Origin of the sequence: Embleya sp. NPDC050154 (genome assembly GCF_044460165.1) — a bacterium.
Lineage (GTDB): Bacteria > Actinomycetota > Actinomycetes > Streptomycetales > Streptomycetaceae > Embleya.
Map to the genome: position 1 here is coordinate 223,239 of NZ_JBITJP010000009.1, position 19,473 is coordinate 242,711.

Annotated in this window: 15 protein-coding genes; 3 read left to right on the forward strand and 12 right to left on the reverse strand. The window is 71.8% G+C overall.

What is annotated here, in order from left to right; translation table 11 throughout:
* Positions 1 to 98 precede the first annotated feature (98 nt).
* The 5 genes from ACIBSV_RS20815 to ACIBSV_RS20835 all read right to left on the reverse strand — a co-directional run bounded on the left by ACIBSV_RS20815 (position 99) and on the right by ACIBSV_RS20835 (position 5,010).
* Positions 99 to 1,397, reverse strand: coding sequence for a M20 family metallopeptidase (locus ACIBSV_RS20815; protein ID WP_395865020.1), 1,299 nt, complete (start codon positions 1,395 to 1,397; stop codon positions 99 to 101).
* Positions 1,394 to 2,305 carry a DUF1028 domain-containing protein gene (locus ACIBSV_RS20820; protein WP_395865022.1) on the reverse strand — a complete coding sequence of 304 codons (912 nt, stop codon included), beginning with the start codon at positions 2,303 to 2,305 and terminating at the stop codon, positions 1,394 to 1,396. Before ACIBSV_RS20820 ends, ACIBSV_RS20815 begins: the two co-directional genes overlap by 4 nt.
* Positions 2,306 to 2,606: 301 nt before the next feature.
* The gene (locus ACIBSV_RS20825; protein WP_395865024.1) at positions 2,607 to 3,629 is read right to left on the reverse strand and encodes an LLM class flavin-dependent oxidoreductase; all 1,023 of its coding nucleotides are present in this window, start codon (positions 3,627 to 3,629) and stop codon (positions 2,607 to 2,609) included.
* Between the two features lie 2 nt (positions 3,630 to 3,631).
* The gene (locus ACIBSV_RS20830) at positions 3,632 to 4,180 is read right to left on the reverse strand and encodes a nuclear transport factor 2 family protein (protein ID WP_331771812.1); all 549 of its coding nucleotides are present in this window, start codon (positions 4,178 to 4,180) and stop codon (positions 3,632 to 3,634) included.
* Positions 4,177 to 5,010 (reverse strand): alpha/beta fold hydrolase, encoded by an 834-nt coding sequence (locus ACIBSV_RS20835; RefSeq protein ID WP_395865026.1) that lies wholly within the window; start codon positions 5,008 to 5,010, stop codon positions 4,177 to 4,179. The genes ACIBSV_RS20830 and ACIBSV_RS20835 overlap by 4 nt, the downstream gene beginning before the upstream one ends.
* A gap of 90 nt (positions 5,011 to 5,100) precedes the next feature.
* On the opposite strand from ACIBSV_RS20835, the gene ACIBSV_RS20840 reads away from it, so the two are divergent.
* Positions 5,101 to 6,003 (forward strand): MerR family transcriptional regulator, encoded by a 903-nt coding sequence (locus ACIBSV_RS20840; RefSeq protein ID WP_395865029.1) that lies wholly within the window; start codon positions 5,101 to 5,103, stop codon positions 6,001 to 6,003.
* A 173-nt stretch (positions 6,004 to 6,176) separates the two neighbouring features.
* On the opposite strand, the gene ACIBSV_RS20845 is transcribed toward ACIBSV_RS20840, so the two are convergent.
* The 5 genes from ACIBSV_RS20845 to ACIBSV_RS20865 all read right to left on the reverse strand — a co-directional run bounded on the left by ACIBSV_RS20845 (position 6,177) and on the right by ACIBSV_RS20865 (position 14,065).
* Positions 6,177 to 6,701 carry an SHOCT domain-containing protein gene (locus ACIBSV_RS20845; RefSeq protein WP_395865031.1) on the reverse strand — a complete coding sequence of 175 codons (525 nt, stop codon included), beginning with the start codon at positions 6,699 to 6,701 and terminating at the stop codon, positions 6,177 to 6,179.
* Positions 6,702 to 6,958: 257 nt separating this feature from the next.
* Positions 6,959 to 9,493, reverse strand: coding sequence for an ABC transporter permease (locus ACIBSV_RS20850; protein ID WP_395865032.1), 2,535 nt, complete (start codon positions 9,491 to 9,493; stop codon positions 6,959 to 6,961).
* A gap of 11 nt (positions 9,494 to 9,504) precedes the next feature.
* Positions 9,505 to 10,332, reverse strand: coding sequence for an ABC transporter ATP-binding protein (locus ACIBSV_RS20855; protein ID WP_395865033.1), 828 nt, complete (start codon positions 10,330 to 10,332; stop codon positions 9,505 to 9,507).
* A gap of 212 nt (positions 10,333 to 10,544) precedes the next feature.
* The gene (locus ACIBSV_RS20860; protein ID WP_395865035.1) at positions 10,545 to 12,146 is read right to left on the reverse strand and encodes a flavin monoamine oxidase family protein; all 1,602 of its coding nucleotides are present in this window, start codon (positions 12,144 to 12,146) and stop codon (positions 10,545 to 10,547) included.
* A 740-nt stretch (positions 12,147 to 12,886) separates the two neighbouring features.
* Positions 12,887 to 14,065, reverse strand: coding sequence for a serine hydrolase domain-containing protein (locus tag ACIBSV_RS20865; RefSeq protein WP_395865037.1), 1,179 nt, complete (start codon positions 14,063 to 14,065; stop codon positions 12,887 to 12,889).
* A 537-nt stretch (positions 14,066 to 14,602) separates the two neighbouring features.
* Between ACIBSV_RS20865 and ACIBSV_RS20870 the strand changes: the two genes are divergently transcribed.
* The gene (locus tag ACIBSV_RS20870) at positions 14,603 to 15,247 is read left to right on the forward strand and encodes an HNH endonuclease family protein (protein ID WP_395865039.1); all 645 of its coding nucleotides are present in this window, start codon (positions 14,603 to 14,605) and stop codon (positions 15,245 to 15,247) included.
* 105 nt (positions 15,248 to 15,352) lie between these two features.
* On the opposite strand, the gene ACIBSV_RS20875 is transcribed toward ACIBSV_RS20870, so the two are convergent.
* Positions 15,353 to 16,435 carry a winged helix DNA-binding domain-containing protein gene (locus ACIBSV_RS20875; protein WP_395865041.1) on the reverse strand — a complete coding sequence of 361 codons (1,083 nt, stop codon included), beginning with the start codon at positions 16,433 to 16,435 and terminating at the stop codon, positions 15,353 to 15,355.
* A 154-nt stretch (positions 16,436 to 16,589) separates the two neighbouring features.
* Complete coding sequence (locus ACIBSV_RS20880; protein WP_395865043.1) at positions 16,590 to 17,612, reverse strand: MBL fold metallo-hydrolase; 1,023 nt, start codon at positions 17,610 to 17,612, stop codon at positions 16,590 to 16,592.
* A 518-nt stretch (positions 17,613 to 18,130) separates the two neighbouring features.
* Between ACIBSV_RS20880 and ACIBSV_RS20885 the strand changes: the two genes are divergently transcribed.
* Complete coding sequence (locus ACIBSV_RS20885) at positions 18,131 to 19,285, forward strand: tryptophan dimethylallyltransferase family protein (protein WP_395865045.1); 1,155 nt, start codon at positions 18,131 to 18,133, stop codon at positions 19,283 to 19,285.
* Positions 19,286 to 19,473 lie beyond the last annotated feature (188 nt).

Consider the following 19,473-nt stretch of genomic DNA (forward strand, 5'->3'; position numbering starts at 1 on the left):
GTCGCGTACGAACCCGTCGACCTCCCGGCGCCGGTGGGACCCGGGCGGGTCCGGCGGCGCCTGATCGTGCTCATCCGACCGCGAGGGTCGGGTTCCGGTCAGTCGCGCGGTTGCCCGGCACGCTCCGATGCCGTCGTCGGCGGCGTCCGTGGTGTCCGCGTCTCGGATCCCTCCCGGGCGCCGGTGCCCGCCACGAAGTCGGCGAACCCGGCCATCGCGCGGGCGAAGGTCCGCGCGGCCGTGGCCAGGTCCTCGATCTCCACCCACTCGTCGGCGCCGTGCGCCTGCCGGATCGACCCCGGCCCGTAGACGACGGTGGGAATCGCGAGGCGGTTGCGCAGGAAGCGCGCGTCGGAGCCGAGGAACAGCCCGACGAAGCCCGCGTCCTCCCGCGCCTCGCCGGGACGGCACCTGTCGACGAAGTCCGCGAAGGGGTGCGGCAGCGGCAGTTCGGACGCCTCGCAGAAGAACGTCGGGACCACGCGGTAGTCGACATCCGGGCAGGCCGCGTCGATCGTGCGGACGATCGAGGCGTACACGTCGTCGGCCGTCTCCCCCGGCAGCGTGCGCCGGTCGATGGTCAGCACGCAGTTCGGCGCGATCACATTGGCGGCGACCCCGCCGCGCACCATCGCCACATTGCACGTCGGGCTGCCCAGCAGCGGATGCGGGACGTCGTGGAACCGGGCCAGATGCAGGGCGGTGGTGACGCGGGCCGCGTCCGCGACCGCCGAGCGTCCCCGCGCCGGGTCGCCACCGTGCCCGGCCGTGCCCGACACCTCGATCCGGGCCTGCCAAGAGCCGCGTTCGGCCACGGCCGGCCGCAGGTCGGTCGGCTCGGGAACGATGCACGCGTCGGCCCGGACCACACCGGCGGCCACGAGTTCCTCCGTCCCGTGCACGCCGCCGGTCTCCTCGTCGGCGACGAGGTGGAAGACGATGTCGGCGCCGAGGTCGATGCCGGCGTCGACGCACGCGCGCAACCCCTCGATCGCCGCGGCGATGCCGCCCTTCATGTCCGCCGCACCGCGCCCGATCAGGCGCCCGTCGCGCACGACACCCTCGAAGGGGGGCACCGTCCAGTCCGACTCGGCCACCGGTACGACGTCCACGTGGCCGTTGATCAGCAGTGTCGGGCGGCCCGGCGCGGCGCGGCCGTAGCCGGCGAGCACCGAGGGCCGCCCGGATCGCGACGTGAACACCTCGGTGGCACAACCGATCGCACCCAGCAGTTCCACCAACGCGGGCACGGCCGCGGACTCCCTGCCGGGCGGGTTCCGGGTGTCGATGCGCACCAGTTCGGCCGCCGTCTCACGCACCCGGTCGACCCGCACGAACGTGTCCACCGCGGGGCGCGGGCGGTTCGCGTCGAACCCCCCGGGCCGGGCCGGCCTCATGGCCGCACCTCGACCGTCGGCAGGATCCCGACCCGCTGGAGACCACGCGCAAACTCGGCCAACTGCGGCCTATCGGCCGTGAGTTCCGCGAGCAGCGCGCCGCCGGCCGTGCTTTCGCCGCAGCGCAGCAGGATGACCGCCCGCCACAGGTCCGCCTCGCGGTTGGCGCCCAGGCCGGACGCGGCGCCCGCGAGCGCCTCGACCATCCCCCGGGCATCGGCGTCGGTGATCCGCGACGCGTCGCCGATCACCAGCGGCGGGGCGAACAACGCGGCTCCGATCGCCCGGAAGCCCTCGTGTACGGGCAACAGGCGCCGCAACTCATCCACCGGGTCGGCGTGGTCGTCGACCCGGATGTCGGCGAGCACGTGCCGCCAGGGCCGCTCGCAGCGTACGCCGTTCACCACCTTCAGGACCGCCGACTGCGATCCCCTCGCGTCACCGCCGGCGCGTTCGCCCGCCTGGAGCGCGGACACCAGGCGCCGGGCGTGCGCCGTTCCCGGGTCGTGGTGGGCGGCCGTCAGTACGGCGGCGCACACGCCGTCCGAGGCCAGCATGTTTCCGGCGACGGCCACACCTTCGCCGCGTGCGACGCCGGCGTGCGGCGCACACCGGTCACCCGTGAAGCAGGCGTAGCCGCCGCCGGCGTCCATGACGATGGCCTGCCGGTAGTCGGCCAGCGGATCACTCGCGGTCAACGTCGCCAGCACGTCGTCGGGCGCCGCCCCCGCGCGCAACATCGCCAGCCCCTCGTGCGGCCAGTCGGTGTTGGCAAAGGCCTGGCTGACCACCACGCCCACGCCGGCCTCGGCGTCGCCGACCACCGAACCCACGGCGAAGAAGTGCGACTGCGCCGCGAATCCGAGGGAACCGTCGTGTGGATCGAAGCTCACTATCGAATAGGTCATCGGTGTCTCCCATCGCTGGTGTGTGCTGTACCGGCGTGCCGGCCCCGCTGTCGGGGCCGACCACCACCCGATGCCGTACGGCGCGCCGGCCCCGAACCCCGGGGCCGACCACCACCCGATCTCGAAGCGCCGTCGCACCGCTCCCGGCCGCGACGGGCGGGCGCGCCGGGCGCCCGTCGGGCCCTCGAACGCCGGGCGGGCCGAGGGATCCCGCCCGAGTGATTCGTGTCCCGGGGCCGAACCGAAGCCCCCCTGACCCGGGTTCCGTACCCGGGTCCGGCCGGCCCGGCCCCGCGACATCTCACCTCGCGGAGCGAACCGCCCGGACACGGGGCAGGAGTTCGCGCGCGAGCAGGTCGACCTGCGCCTCGGCGTCCCGGTCGGGCAGCGGACACAGCGCCACGCAGTGCGCTCCCGCCTCGGCCAGCAGCGCGATCCTGCGGGCGCAGTCATCGGGCGTGCCCACGACCGCCAGTTCGTCGATCCACGCGTCCGGAATCGCCCGCACGGCGTCGTCGAAGTCCAGCGCGGCCAGGGCCTCGGCCGCGTCCGCGATCCCGTGCGCCTCGGTCATCGGGTTGCGTGGTCCGGCCAGCAGGTAGAGGCCGAACAGTTCGCGCAACCGCTCGCGGGCGACGGCGGCATCGGCGTCGACGGAGCACAGGACGTACGCCACCAGGTCGTGCACGGAACCGGCGCCGCCGCCTGCCACGGCATCGGCCGCCCACTTGACGTATTCCGTTCCCGCGAGCACCGAGAGCACGGTCCCGTCGGCGGACCCGCCCGACATGGCGAGCGCCTTCGGCCCGCCCACACCCGCCAGGATCGGCGGCACCACCGCGGGCGGATGGGCCAGTCGCACCTCCCGGGCCTGGTACGAGGACGCCTCGACGGTCAGCGTCTCCCCGGCGAGGAGGGTACGCAGCCCGGCGATCACGTCCCGCACCGAGGACAGCGGCTTCCTCGATCGGATCGCCATCTGGTCCAGCCAGTCCGGCACACCCGCGCCGACGCCGGCCTTGAGCCGCCCCGGGTACAGCCCGGCGAGGGTGGCCAACTCCATGGCCAGGAGCGCGGGATGACGTGAGGTGGTGGGCACGATGCCGATCCCGACCGGGAGTTCGGTGGCGGCCAGGACGGCGCCGGCCGAGGCGATCGCGCCGGTGTAGAAGTAGTCCTCGCCGACCCACAGTTCGTCGAAGCCGCCGCGTTCGGCGGCCTTGGCCGCCGCGACGATCTCGGCCGGACGTTGCGAACTGCCGAGCACGAGTGCGATGCGCGGGGATCCTTGGGCCGTGCGCGCGGAACCGTCGGCGATACCCATGCTCAGACTCCCTTCGGGAGCGGGTTCCACGGGACCCAGCCCAGGCCGCGGCTGTTGGTGGAGTCGTCGAAACCGGGCCGGGTCTCGTCCAGGTCGGGCAGCGCGGTGATGTGGGTGTGCCACATGCGCCACTCGGGTGCGCCCTGCCCGTTGTCGCGGTGGTAGATCTCGGTGGCCCGTCCCACCGTCGCCTCGACCGAGTCCGCGGTCCACTCCCCGCCGTCGAGCATCTCCGCCTCGACGGTGAACTCGCAGGCCAGCCAGGCGGTGTCGCCGCGAACCTCCAGGCGCATGATCCGCGTCGTCAGGCCGCCCGTCTGGGCGATGATCTCGCGGTACCACTTCCACAGCGCGACCTTCTCGGTCATGTTGAAGTACGGGTGTCCGTTGAAGTTGAACATCAGGTACTCGTCGCCCGGGGACGGGAACACCTCGACCATGCGGTCGATGTCCCAGCCGATGTTGGATTCCCACCACTGCGTGTGGAGCCTGCGGATCTCGGCGATGTCCGCTGCGGGCGCCGTGCGCTCGGCGAACGTGGTTTCGGTCATGATCGGCTTCCTGTTCCGGTGGTGGGACGTCGATGGGGGGTGCGGTCGGGCCGCGTTCCCTCGACGAGTGATCCGAGGTAGGCCGCGACCCGGGCGGGGGCGGTGTACATCGGCAGGTGTCCGTGTCCGACGATGACCGCGAGCCGGCCGCCGGTGAGTTCCGCGAACGCGCGGGAGTCCCGGACGGGGCAGCCCACGTCCCGGTCCCCGACGATCGCGAGGGTCGGGCAGCGCAGTCGGGGCGCCGCGCGCAGGCCCGCGGCCACGGCGGCGGCCGTCCAGACGCGCGCCGCCTCCTCGTCGGAGTTGACGCTGATGTCGGCGGCGACGGCGGCGACCAAGGCGGCGTCCATGCCGGCCTCGCTCGCCAGGATGTCCAGCACCGCCGCCCGGGTGCCCTTGGCGGCGACGGCCGCCAGGAACGCGTGCGAGTCGGCCGGATCGGCCGCGCGGAAGGCGCCGCCGACCGTGGTGACGCTGCGGACCCGATCCGGGTGTGCCGCGGCGAGTTCCACCGCGACGGCCGCGCCGACCGAGGCGCCCACCAGGTGCACGTCCGCGACCTCGGCGGCGTCGAGCAGTTCGACGCACTCGCGCAGCCACCGGTCGACACCGTAGGTGTCGTGGCGCACCGAGGACCCGTGCCCGGACAGGTCGATCGCCAGGCACGTCCACTCGGCCGGCACCGCCGCCAGCACCGCCTGCCAGCATCTGGCCTGGAGGTTGGCCGGGTGGACGAAGAGCACCGTCGGGGAGCCGGCCGCTCCGCCCCGCCGCGACAACGCCGACCCCGAGCCTGCTCCGAAGAAGATGCGATCCACGGATGACATTGGGCTCCCCTCTCCGCTTGGGGCGCCATAGTTACAGTAACGATGTAGGTTTGTCGAGACTCCCGACCCGGGCCGTCCTAGACTCCGAGCATGAGTTGGCGAAGCATTGGCGATGTCGCCGCCGAGGTCGGGGTCAGTCCCCAGACCCTGCGGGCGTGGGAGAAACAAGACCTGCTCGTGCCGGACAGAACGGCCGGCGGGCAACGCCGCTACGGCCCCGAGCACGTGAGCCGGGCGCGCCGGATCGCCGACCTGCGGCAGCGACACGGCTGGAACCCCGCGGCGATTCGCACCTCGCTGAGCAGCCCCGACAGCCCGGCTCCCACAAACGAGGCCGCCGACGGCGGTCGGCTCCGACGCGCGCGCCTGGCGAGTGGCCTCTCGCTCAAGGAACTCGCGGCGATGACGGACACGTCGGTGTCCCACCTGTCCTCGATCGAACGCAGCGTCGAACGGGCCTCGACCCAGTTGATCGCGCGCATCACCGACGCGCTCGGCGTTCCCATGAGCAGCCTCGCGTCCTTCACCAAGACGAACGCGAGCGTCGTACGCGCCGACGAGCGGGCCACCGTGGTCCTCGAGGGCGGCGTCCAGTGGGAGGAACTCCTCCTCCCCGGCCACGATCTCGAACCGGCCCTGCTGTCCATTCCGCCGCGCGGCTCCAGCGGCGGCCCCTACTCCCGGCCCGGGGAGACCTTCGCCTTCCTGATGTCCGGGTCCCTGCGCTTCCGGGTGGGAGGCGGGCTCGGCGACCACGCGCAGGTCGCGGAGCCGATAGACGTCGCCGAGGGCGACTCGGTCTCCTTCCCGTCCCGGACCCTGATCTCCTGGGAGAACGTCGGCCGCAAGACGGTGCGCGCGATCTGGATCGAGGTGCTCTCCCCCAAGGCCTGGTCGGACCCGATGACCAAGCGCATCATTCGCGCGGCGTCCGGGTTCACCGCACCGGACACCCCCGCCGCGCCCGACCCCGCCCCCGGCGAACCGTCCTAGCGAGCGGGGACGTCCGGGATCCGGAGGCGGGCGCGGCCACCACCTCGGCCGTCATCCGGGCCACCGCCCCGGGCGCGGCAACCGCCCCCGGCAACCGCCTCGGCCGTCATCCCGGGCACCGCCACCGCCACCGCCCCCGGCGACGGCGGTGCGCGCCGGGAGGCACCACGACGTCAGCCGCCGAGCAGCCGCCGCTTGGCCCGGGCGAACTCCTCGTCGGTCAGGGCGCCGTGGCGGTGCAGCACGACCAGACGTTCGATCCGGTCGAGCAGCAGCGGCTCCTCCTGCGGCCGGCCGGGCGTTCCCGCCCGGTCGAGGGCCCGCTCCGCACTCGCGGCGGCGGCGACGGCATCACGCAGCCGTGCGGCGAAGGTCGCGACCTCGGCGACGTTCTCCCAAGCGTGGTCACCACCGACGGCGGTGACCTTGAAGATGTTCCCGGTGAGCCGGGACCGGCCCACCTCGACCTCGGCGATGCCCGCCAACGGGACCGCCACCGTGGGTCTGCCCTCCTTGGTGTAGACCAGCCGGCGCGTGGTGAGCACCAGGGTTCCGTTGGTCCACTCCTGACGGGCCCGCGCGGAGGTCACCAGCAGCGGGACCTCGCCGGGCACGGCGGTCTCGGCGATGTCGCGCGTCATGGAGTTCGCGCCGCCGAGCCGGTCGAGCGCGATATCTGCGAGGTCTCCCCAGTCCATCTTTCCAGCACCTCTCTTTTCATCGAATTCCTTTACTGACGAAAGACGTTCGCGACCGTTCCCGAGCCCGGCCGCCACCCCGGGACGGACCCGCGCGGCACCCGGTCGCGCAGGGATCGGTTCGTGCCGGCCACGGGCCCCGGACGCGTGGACGGCGCGGCCGGGGCACGAGTCGCCCGGTCCGAGGAGCGGGTCGCCGGGTCGGAGAAAGCGCGTCGCCGAGTCCGAGGCGGCGCCGCGCGTGCGACACGCCGCGTCTAATCGGTACGCAGCGCCGTGAGCACGTCGAGCCTCGCGGCGCGCCGGGCGGGCCAGGCCGCCGCGAGCACGCCCACGATCGCGGCCAGGACCAGGAAAATCAGCACCCGGTCCCACGGAACGACCACCGTGAGGTCCTTGGTGGAGCGGGCCATGCCCTTGACGCCGCCCACCCCGGCGATCAGCCCGAGCACGACGCCCAGCAGGCCACCGAAGACCGAGATGATCAGGGACTCCAGCCGGATCACCCGTCGCGTGCGCCGCCGGTCGAGCCCGATGGCCCGCATCATGCCGATCTCGCGGGTGCGTTCGAACACCGACATGGCCAGCGTGTTGACCACGCCGAGCACCGCGATGACGATCGCCATCGACAACAACCCGTAGACGATGTCGAGCATGACGTCGAAGAGCTTGTTGAAGTCCTTGCGCACCTCCTTCGCCGTCTGCACATTGACCGCCGGGCTGTTGCCGACCGCTTTGCGCAACGCGTCCCGCATGCCGTCCTTGGACCGCGGCGCGACCTTGGCGAGCACGAAGTCGTCGCCGACGACGTCCACATGTGGGGTCAGCGTCTGCAGCGACACGGTCAGGGCACCGAGCAGCGGTGCCTCGTCGTAGATTCCACCGATGGCCAATCGGGCGCGCTCGCCGTCCGGGAAGGTGACGGAAACCGAGGTTCCCACCCGCCACTTGCGCTCGTCGGCGGTCTGCTTCGAGACCAACAACCCGCTGGACAACGACTGCGGGCCGCCCTGGGTGAACGTGGTCGCAAGCACCGAGAACGCGCTCGCCGGGTCGACCGCGGTGATCCCGTGTTCCTTGCCGTCGACGGTCGCCCGCGCCTCGCGGACCGGACTGACGGCGGTCACCCCCGGCACCTTGGCGACCGCGGCGGCGATCTCCGGCGCCAGACTCTGCCCGTCCGCCGACGAACTGAGCACGAACTCGGCGGTGATGCCCTTCGAGAGGGTGCGGTCGACCAGGTGCTTGAGCGAGGTACCGAAGATCGTCAGCGAGGTGACCAGCACCATGCCGATCATCAGCGCGGACGCGGTGGCGGCGGTGCGGCGCGGGTTGCGGGCCGCGTTCTGATACGCGAGCCGGCCCTCCACCGGGTGGATCCGCCGCAGCAGCGCGCCGAACACACGCACCGCGGGCGCGGCGAGCAGGGGCGTGAGCACGATGACGCCGATCAGGACGATGCCCGCGCCGCCCATCACGGTGAACACCTTGGCGTTGCCGGTCGCCGAGCCCTTGATGCCGGCGAGCAGGACGGCGCCGCCGAGTACGAGGGTCAGCGCGCCCGCGATGTTGCGCCGGCGCAGGCTCGACGTACTGGGCGGCAGGTTTGTGCGCAACGCCGCGACGGGCGGGATCTTGGCGGCCCGACGCACCGGCAGCCACGCGGCGACCAGCGTGACGCCGATGCCGACGAGCAGGCTCCACAGCGCGGTCGTGCCGGCGACGACGGTCGGACCGGGCGTGAGGTTGGCCCCGACACCGTTGAGGACGTCGCGCAGGCCGATCGCGAGCCCGATGCCGATCACGAACCCGCCGAGTCCGGCGACCACGCCCACCGCGAGGGCCTCGAACATCACCGAGCGGGTCACCTGCCTGCGGGTGGCACCGATGGCGCGCAACAGCGCGAGTTCGCGGGTGCGTTGCGCAACGAGCATCGCGAAGGTGTTGGCAATGATGAAGCTGCCGACGAACAGTGCGATGCCGGCGAACACCAGGAGCAGCGTGCGCAGCGACGCGATCTCCTTGTTCACCCTGTTCCGGTCGTCCTGACGCAGCTTGTCACCGGTCAGTGCCTCGGCACCGCCGGGAAGCAACGGGGCCGCCGCCGCGCGCAGTTGCTCCTGAGAGGTGCCCGGTCGTGCGTTCAGGCGCAGTTCGCCGTAGACGCCGGGTTCCAGGTAGAGCTCCTGCGCGGTGGCGGTGTCCAGGAGGGTGAGCGTGCCGCCGGCCTCGACCGCGGCGCTGTCGGTGGTGAAGACGCCGACCACGGTCTGATCCAGCACGGGTCCGCGCGCTACGATCCGGATCCGGTCGCCGACCTTGTACCCGGCGGCCTCGGCGGTCCGCTCGTCGAGCGCCGCCTCGCCCGCCTTGACGGGCAGGCGTCCGGTGATCAGCGGGTATCTGGGGTCCTTGCCGTCCGGACCGGGCACCGCGTTGGCGCCGATCGCGCTCGTCTTCTTGCGGACGAGCGCGCCGGCGCGGTCGACCACGGCGGTGAAGCCGGTGACGTGACCGGTGACCGAGGCGGTGCCGGGCAGCGCACGGAGCCTGGCCGCGAGCGACTCGTCCAGGGGCGGGATCTGGAGGTGGTCGACGGCGTGCTTGGTGCCGCGGACGTCGACCGATATGCCGCGGTGTTCGCGCAGCGCGGCGTCCGTCATGGCCTGCTTGAGCGTGTCGCCGAAGACCAGGACGGCCGACACGAACGCGACGCCGAAGACGACGGCGAGCGCGGTGAGGGCGAGGCGCACCTTGTAGGCGACGAGGTTGCGCAGGGAAGTGCGAAGCACGGTGGCGTCCTTCAGAGGGGGAGGGCGGAGACGGCGGGCACGGCTTCGTCCGGTTTCCGGTTGAACCGGCGCATGCGCTCCAGCACCCGGTCGGAGGTGGGCTGGGCCATGTCGTCGACGATGCGGCCGTCGGCCAGGAACAGCACCCGGTCGGCGTACGACGCGGCGACCGCGTCGTGGGTGACCATCACGATGGTCCGACCGGATTCGGTGACCGACGCGCGCAGGAAGTTCAGCACCTCGGTGCCCGAGTGCGAGTCGAGGTTGCCGGTGGGCTCGTCCGCGAAGATGATCTCGGGTCGTCCGGCCAGGGCGCGGGCGCACGCGACGCGTTGTTGTTGACCGCCGGACAGTTGCGCGGGCCGGTGGTCGAGGCGGTGGCCCAGTCCCACGGTCTCCACGACCTTGTCGAGCCACGCGGGGTCGGCCCGCCGTCCGGCGATGTCCAGCGGCAGGGTGATGTTCTCCAGTGCGGTCAGCGTCGGGAGCAGGTTGAACGCCTGGAAGATGAAACCGAGCCTGTCGCGCCGCAGGTGGGTGAGGCCGGTGTCGTCGAGCGAGGCCAGTTCGACGTCGCCCAGCCGGACCGAGCCCGAGGAGATCCTGTCCAGGCCCGCCATGCAGTGCATGAGCGTCGACTTGCCGGAGCCGGAGGGGCCCATGATCGCGGTGAACTCGCCGGCGTGAAAGCCCACGGACACGTCGTCGAGGGCCCTGACCTCGGTCTCTCCCTCGCCGTAGACCTTCATCAGGTTTGTGGCCACGGCGGCGTACGGCGCACGGCCGGCGGACGGTGGACGTGGTCCGGCGGCGGTGCGGCTGTGGCGGGGTGTGCTCATGGGCTTCTCCATCAGTACAGCCCGCGCCTCGTTCGAGGCGCGGGCAGGCCCGCCCCGAGGGGCGAACAGAATAATAGATCGACGAGTCGGTCTAATTTAACGAGACGGTCGGACGCCGACGTCAACCATGCGGGGTAGGAGCGCATCAGCCCCAGGGTGGACGGGACACCGTCGCGTCGTACGTCGCGTCGTACACCGCAAGGTGCGCCGGATCACGCGGCCAGGACCCGCGCGTGCAGCTTCTCGACCGCCTGCCGCGCCGACACCATCGAACCGTGCTGCCAGCCCAACATGTTGCTCAGCCAGTCGCCGGCGAAGAAGACCCTCCCGCTCGGATCGGTGAGCGGACGAAAGCGCGGGGTGTTGACGGCGCCGTTGTTCTGCGTATCGGCCGCCTGCCAGCCGCCCTCGACGAACGGCTCCAGCCCCCACATGACGGAGAGCGAACTCGCCAGCTCCGTACGCGCCTTCGGACCGTGCACGCGCACGTTGCGGTGCACCGCCTCGGCCGACCTCCGGGCCGGCGGCAGTCCCTGCACCGTGGTCTCCGCCCGCTCGAAGTAGGCGACCATCACCCCGCGTTCGCGATGGTGGTCGTACGACGGGTACCACAGCGACCCGTCCGCACCGTAGGAGGTGAGGCCGCCGTAGATCGCGAAGTCGTCCTCCCACCACCGACTGCGGTACTCCAGCCCGATCTTGCCGGGGAACTCCGCCATGAAGCCGCCCAGCAGGGCGGTCACCTCGGCCGGCAGCCCGGCGATGCGCGCGGCCACCAGCGGCGGCGTGGTCACGATGCAGTAGTCGACATCGAGCACGCCGCTCGCCACCCCGCGATACGTCAGCCGGATCCCACGCGGGCCGTCGGTGATCGCGGTGACCTCGACCCCGCATCGAATGCGCCCACGACCGATCCGCTCCGCCAGGGCCTCGACGATGCGGTCCATGCCGCCGACCGGTTGGAGCAGGGTCGACGCCATGTCGAAGTTCGCGTCGAGGTACCAGTGCCGCAACAACTGTTCCGAGAAGACGCGGTCGAGCGAACCCCGCCGGGGCAACGGCGTGCCGGGCGAGCCCGCGCCGCCGGGGTTCACCGCGAACCCGCGCCGCCGCGGGTCCTCGCGGTACGCGAGGTCGTCGCCGAGATCGCCCATCGCCTTCAGGAACCCCAACAGGCGTTCCTTGTCGGCCGCGGTCAACTGCCGGTCCAGGCCCCCCTGGTCGGTCACCTTGGCCAGCAACTCGGCGACCACGCCGTACGCGTCCGCCTGCGCGGTCTGAAAACGCGGCCGGCCCGGCCCGTTCGGGTCGAACACGAAGGTGTTCGTGTTCGATATCGAGAACACCTCCAGGGGAACCCCCAATTCACGGCAGTAGTCGGTGCTGACCGACCACTGCGGGAGCATCGCGGGTCCGGCGTTGAAGTACTGACCCGGCGCGAAACGTGCGTGCTGGGTCACGCCCTTGAGGTCGGTCAGGGTGTCGCCGCCACGCACCGTGAGACTGCGCCCGCCGATCCGCGGGCGCGCGTCGAGCACGGTCACGTCGTAGCCGGCCTTGTCCAACTCGTACGCGGCAGTCAGACCGGCCACACCGGCGCCGACCACCGCGACGCGCCCCGCGCCGCGTCCGGTGAGCCCGAAGTCGGACGCGCGCGGCGCGCGAAACGGCGGCGTCGCGGCGCTCGCCGAACTCGGGACGAGGCCGAGCGCGCCCATCGCGCTCAGCGCCGCTCCGGCACCACCCACGGCACCCACCCGTTGTAGGAATCCTCGGCGGCTGGTCGCCCAACCGGGTCGTGAAGAGTCGGTCATGTGCGTGTCCCCTCTTGAAGACGTGGGATATCGGACGGGTCGGCGATTGATTGATCGACCCGTCGGTCTATTATTAACGCAGTCCCAGGGTCGGCGCGCGGAGCACGACTCGGATCCCGCACATCAGGTCGGGTCGTCGCGTCGCCGTCGGGTCGTTGTGCCGCGGCGGGTGGCATGTCGCAGAACCGTCGCGCGGCGGGCGGTCACCCGCCCGCCGCGCGTCGATCACAGCCCGGGGAGGGGCGCGTTCCCGAGCGTGGGCAACTCGACGACCAAGTCGCGCGCGGGCGCCTTGATCTCGACGGGGCGGTCGTACTCCGACCAGGTCACCCTGATCGAGTCCGCGTCCGAATCTCGTACAGCGCCTTGTTGCCCAGTCGCGACAGATCCGCGGAGGCCGAGTCGGCCAGGTCCGCAGCCGCGGAACACCCCGTCATCAACGCCATCCCCACCGCTGCTGCCACCACCCGCACAGCCGAACCCACGCGCGCCATCGACGTCCCCGATCCGTTCCCGCCCCGACCCCACCGACCGTGACCCGCATACATGATCCCGGGCGGTCCCCGACACGTTCACCCGGGGCCATCGAGGAGGTTGGTGGGTCGCATGCCCGGAGGCCGCAAACCCCGTGCGTGAGGGGCAAGTTCAGTTGGCGAGCGCGACGGAGGCACGGCACCGTGGGCGCGGTTCGAGGTCGGATGCGCGGGCCGACCGTCGGGATGGGCCTCACCGGGCGCGGTTCAGCGGCACAGGGCCGCTTCCACCACGTTGTCCACCCGCTTCCTGGATGCCGCGTCGTTCAGCTGGATGGTGACCGCGACGTTGCCGGCACGGCCGTCGTCCGTGGCGCCGCCGCGGGTCTCGTAACCCGGGAAGCTGCCGCCGTGGCCCCAGTAGAGCCGGTCGCCGCCGCCGCACGGCAGGGGCTTGCTTACGATCCCCAGCCCGTAGCGGGCGCCCGCACCGAAGGTGGCATCGGCGGGGAGGGTGGCGGAGCGCATTTCGGTGAGTTGGGCCTGCGGGAGGAGGTGACCGGACAGGAGCTTGGTGAAGAACCTGTTGACGTCGGAGTTGGTGGAGATCAACTGACCTGCCGCCCAGCCCCAGGAGGGGTCGGTTCCGGTGACGTCGCGCAGCGGCGCGCCCGGCGCATCCTGGTAGTAGCCCTTGGGGTGGGGCCCTCGGATGGTCACGTCACCGGGGGCGGGGAAGTAGGTGTGACGCAATCCGATGCGCTTGAAGATGCGCTGGTCCATCTCCTTGGCGAGGGGTCGACCGGTGACCTTCTCGACGAGAAGGCCGGCCAGCACGTAATTCGTGTTGCTGTACGCCCACTTCTCCCCGGGATCGAAGTCGGCCGGGTGCCGGAGCGCGATGTCGACGAGCTCGCGGGGCTCGAAGTACCGGACCTCGTCGCCGAGATGGTTGCTGTAGTTGGGCAGCCCGCTGGTCTGCTGCAGGAGGTGACGGACCTTGATCTTTCGACCATCGATGCCCTCGCCGTGAACGAGGCCGGGCAGGTAGGTATCGATCGAGGTGTCGAGGCCGATCTTCCCCTCGGCGACCAGTTGCAGCACGAGCACCGCATTGAACGTCTTGGTGTTGCTGCCGATCCGAACCTGACCGTCCCTGGGCACCTTCGAGCCGGTGGCCAGATCGCCCACCCCCGCGGTGTAGGTACGGTCGTGGCCGTCGCGGCCCTGGACGCTCGCCAGCGCGCCGGGCGGCCCTTCCGGCTGGATCAGCGCGTTCAGACCCCGCTGGACGTTGTCGGGCCTACCGGCGGCGGACGCCGAGGGCGGCGCCAGGATGCCCATCGTCACGACGCCCGCGGCCACTGCGGCCGCGGCCGAAACCGCCTTGCGCCGACCACCACGCCGCGTGGGAGAACGGAATCCCTGCCATGCCTGCTTACGCACGAGCCAACTCCTGTGGAATCGCCGAAAACCAACCGTATGTGCAGGACCCAGCATGTCCGGACGCGGCCACTCCGAACGATCCCGTTACCCGCCGGGTTCCGGGTAGGGCTAACCCCCGACGCGCTCAGCCGATGGCAAACGAGCGGATGCACCGGATGGCCCATGGTGATTCACACACGGCGGGCCGCGAGCTCCGGTAGTGCGGCCACGTTGCCGAAATCGTGTCCCGTTCACACCCCGGCATCGCGGTGAAGTGCCGTCGAGACCGCGCCTGTTGCCAGCCGTCGAGCGCGGGCCGGCCGGGTGTGCGGCCGGAAACGAATCGGAAAAGGCCCGTGCCGGTCCCGGATGCCGGTGCCGCGGCGCCGCGTTCGGCCGGCTTCCGGGGGCGGCGAATCGGTCGGGACGGCAGTGCTCGTCACGAAGAATTCACGCCGCGTGGGGTCCCGGTGACGCACACGACTCGGGCACGCTGGGCGCGCCGATCCGTGCCCGTCCCGGGCCGGACGTCACCACGACCCTCGGGAGGACCCCGCCATGACCACTGCGACCGTGCTGCGCCGCGCCGCAACCCCCCTGTGTATAGCCGGTCTTGCCCTGGCCGCGACGGCGACCGCGATCACCCCCGCGCAGGCCGCGCTGCCCACACCGATATCGGCGGCAACCGCCCGCTCCTACCTGTCCGGCATGTCCGCGACCGCCGAGACACACGGTGACAGCTACGACCGCGACCTGTTCCCGACCTGGATCACCATCTCCGGGACCTGCGACACGCGCGAATGGATCCTCAAGCGCGACGGCAACGGCGTGACCACGAACAGCGCCTGCACCGCCACCTCCGGAACCTGGACCAGCGCCTACGACAACGCCGTCACCACGAACCCGTCGACGTTCGACATCGATCACGTCGTACCGCTGTCCGAGGCCTGGGCGTCCGGCGCCTGGGCCTGGACCACGACGCGGCGCCGCGCCTTCGGCAACGACGTGAACGCCCCTCAACTCATCGCCGTCTCGGCCTCGTCGAACCGCTCCAAGGGCGACAAGGACCCCGCCGAATGGCTCCCCCAGGCCTCCTACCGCTGCACCTACGCCCGAGCCTGGGTCCAGGTCAAGCACGACTACGCACTGACCGTCGACGCCACCGAGAAGAGCGCCCTCACCACGCTCCTCAACGCCTGCTGACCCCTGCCGCACGCCGACCGCACGTGTGCCGTCGGAAGTCGCGGACGGCACACACGGTCGCCGTGCCGGCGGACGCCGCCACCGCCGCGAGAACCGCTGCCACGGTCATACCGCAGGACGCAGGAAGCCGACGACCTCCGACCGTTCGGCCTCGATGCCCGCTTCGACCACGGCAGACAGCGGCTCGAACGCGCTCACCTCGACGGTGCGTCCGCCGGCGAGGCGGGTCCAGGTGGCAACGGCCAGCCCGTCGACCGTGATCGTGGGCCGGATGAGCCCGCCGCCCGGGCGAACCCGGTGCTCGTAGGCGGCGGGAACGGCCGATTCGCGGGTGCGATAGCCGACGAGGTAGCCGTCGTAGGCGGGCAACATCCGCACGTCCGGCGCCTCGGACGACCTGGCGGCCGAGTCCGCCGCAGGATCGACGGACCCGGTCGGTACGCCGTCGTCGGTGATCGCGCCCGACCACGCCAGTGCCTTCCATGCCTTGCGGGCCCAGGTGATGGGCAGGCCCGACCAGGTCGCGAAGTCCTCCGTGTCGACGGGTCCGTGCGACTTCAGGTAGCGGAGCGCGAGTTCGGCGAGGTCCGACTCCGACTCCCCTCCGGAGTCGTCGGGTTGCGCCGGTACCCAGTCGTCGAGAAGGGCGTAGGTCGCCTCACCCGCGTGTTCGGGACCGTGGCACACGATGCCGGTGAGGGCCGCGTGGCGGATCAGGTGGAACGACGCCTGTCCTTCCGGCGGGACGCCGAGGGTGCCCAGGCGGTCGGTCAGCTCCTGGCGCGTGAGCGGCCCATGTGTGGTGAGGGCGTCCCGGATGAGGCGGTCGGCGCGCTCGCGCAGGCCCTCGTCCAGGCCGAGTTCCCGGTAACGGCGACCGGTCCCGTCGAGAAGGCGGGGCGCGAGCAGCCGCAGGAGCCGGCGAACGTCCTCGGCCGCGACGGTGTGCAGGGTCCCGCGCATGAGCCAGGTGCGCACGACACTGCGCTCGTTCTCGTACGCCGCGCGGACGTCGCGCGCTCCGATGCCCCTGCCTCGTACGCGGATGCCCAGGTCGGCGGCGGTGGCGTCCTGGGCCTGGATGGCCAGGACCCGCCGCACGACCGCCTCGACGGAGTCCTCCCGGACCCCCTCCGCCAAGGCCTGCGCACGGGCTCGCGTCCTGCGGATCCGCTCCGGGTCGAGCATCGACAATGCCTCGCGTCTTCATCTGTGGGAATGGGACCGACCGCCCGGGTCGGACCATATCGTGCGGATGACGGAACGTCGTTGGCAGCGCGTCTGGTTGGCATCGGCTCCGGTGAGCGATCGGGAGCCGACCCGATTCCCGATCGCGGCCCGGTCAGAAATTCAAGCGCTGGAGATGCACGGCCGGAACGACCTTGGAGGCAAGCCCCGCCCGGGCGATGGTCGCACGAAGTTCGGCGACCGCCTTGGGATTCACGGTCCCGGGGAGGGCCGGGTCGTCGTAGCCCGTGATCATGTCGTCGTGATGGCTGGGGATGACGTAGCGCGGCCCGCCGAGCGCGGTGAGCAGCCTCGGCAGGTATTCGTGGACCGTGCTGTAATCCGTCATCGACACCATCACCACGTCCGGCCGCATCCCCGCGATCTCCCGCTCCACGAAGTTGGTGCCGCCGAACAGCATCACCTTCAGCCGGCCCGGCACGGTGACCTGGTACGCGAGCGTGCCGCCCTCGACCAGGTCGGCCGTGGTCGTCGGCGGCGGAGGCGGCTCGGTGCGCGAGCCGGGCGCGAAGAAGCCGTGGCCGGCGGACTGGCTGTGCAGGCTGCGGATCACCTCGACGGTGTAGGCGCCGCCGCCGAAGCTCAGGTACTCACCACCCGAGGCGACGATCACCGGGCGCTCGACGCCCATGGCCCGCAGCAGATGGGCGTGCGTCTCCGTGCCGATCGTGTCGATCGTGCGTGCCGCCCACTCCTTGCGGGTCAACAAATAGGGCACGTCCGCCATGTGATCCCAGTGACCGTGGCTCACCATGACCAGTTCGGGCGGTCCCGCCAGTCGACCGGAGGCCAACAGCCCTTCGATCACGCGCGGGTCGGTGCGCAACGCGCCGCCCTGGAGGCGATAGTCGAAGCGGCTCAGGTACGGGTCGAAGTACAACACGCGCCCGTCGAAGGTGATTTCCCAGCCGGCCACGCCGAGCCACCGCAGACCCACCCCCACGGGTCCGCGAGCCGCTTCCACCGCGACCTCGGGCTCCGCCGCCGCGACCGGTGCGCCGCCGGCAACCGCGAGCCCCGCCGCGGCAAGCCCCGCACCACCCATCACCGCCGTTCGCAACAGTCCTCGACGACTCGCGCCCGCCTGCCCACCGGCGGTCGTGCAGTTCTCACACATCTCGTGCTCCCCGTTCCGTTGCGATTACGGGGGCAGCACATCAAGGGCCGTCGCCACGTGTCCAAGACCGGATCCGACCGGAAGCCATAGGCAATCAACTATCGCCGCTGGTGGCGGACTTGCCCACCTCGCAGGCCCCGCCCGGCAATCCGCCCCGGACGTCCGTGCGCCCGACCCCATCGGCGACCGAACCGGAGGCGGGCTCCGAGCCGCATCCGCCCCCATCACCCTGCATCCGTCGCCGCCCCGCTTCCGGGTCACCGGCGCCCCCCTCCCGGCTCACGGATGCCGCGACCGCACCATCGGCTTCCGGCTCCGATCCGGGAGGTGCCGGCTCCGATCCAAGGGGTGCCGGCTCCGACCCAGCAGGTGCCGGCTCCGATCTCGCGCCTTCCAGGTGGAGCCCGGGCCCGGGGCCGGCCAACCGCCGACACCGATCCGCGCTCCCGGCACTCCCGGGCGGGTCGGCGGCAGCCGACCGGGCCGCGGGACGGAGAACGGAGCACCGGGAGGCAGTCGTGACCCTTGTCGTCAACCCCTACGAGATCTTGTCCGCCTGGCGTGCGGCGGGACGCCCCGCCACGTTGGGAAGTCACGTCCGAGGACAACTCGACCGGCTGTGTCGGGTGACCGGGGTGGCCGATCCCGAAAGGCGATACGCGGACTCGCTGACCGACCTGCTCGGCACCTCGGCCGACCGACCCCTCGGCGCGCCGCCCGCCTGGCCGTCCTTCGTCTCCGACGATCACACGCCCGCCGAGTTCTCGGTGACGGTCCCGCGCGGCGGCCCACCGAGTGTGCGGGTGCTGACCGAGCCCGGCTGTGGTGCGGCGACACTCGCCGGCAACAGCAGGTCGGGGTGGGCGGCGCTGCGCCGGCTGGCCGGTCGTTGGGAATTCTCCCTGGAGCCGCTGCGTCGGGTCGAGACCCTCTTCTTCCCGGCCGCGCCGCAGGGTGCCTTCGCGCTGTGGTGCGCGATGGAGTTGCGGGCGCACGAAGGCCCGGGGTTCAAGGCGTACGTAAATCCCGGGGCGCACGGGCCCGGACCCGCGGCGGAGGTGATCGACGAGGCCATGGCCCGGTTCGGGTACGCGCGGGCCTGGGCGGCGGTACGCGCGCACGTCGCGGCACGCCGGCCCGACGACGATCGGTTCGCGTTCGTCGGGGTGGATCTGGGGTCGTGGGCGGCGCCACGCGTGAAGGTCTACGTCGCCCATCACCGCTTCGACCTCGACGGTGTCCGCCGCGTCGCCGGACTGTACGGGGGCGGATGTCCGGAGCAGGTGGTGCGGTTCTCCCGCGTCGCCGGCGCCACGAACCGCTTCGACGGTCGTCCCCTGCTGTCGTGCCTGTCCTTCAACGGTGGCCCCGACACATGCGGCCCCACCGGTTACACGCTGCACCTGCCGGTACGCGACTACGTCGGGGACGACGCGTGCGCCCGCGACCGCGCGGCGTCGGTACTGCGCGACCAAGGTCTGCCCACGGCCCTGCTCGATCGGGCGCTGGGCGCGGTGTCCAGGCGCCGCCCGGCCGACGGGGTGGGCCTGATCTCGTACCTCTCCCTCGTGCAGGCCGCAGGCCACCCACCGAGGGTGACGGCCTACCTCTCCTCCGAGGCCTACCGAGTCGGGGCACCGCGCACGCAGCGGCCCCGCCCGGAGAAGTCGTAGCGGAGCACCCTCCCGAATCCGCGCCGAAGGAACGTCGCCACCCATGGAATGCCGTCACCGAAGGATCGCCGCACCGGGAGGAACGCTGTCACCGAGAGAAGAAGCGCCCTCCCCGGGCAATGTCGTCGACCCGACACACCGCGATCCCTCCCGGACCGACGCCACCGCCCAACCATCCTTTCGAGCGA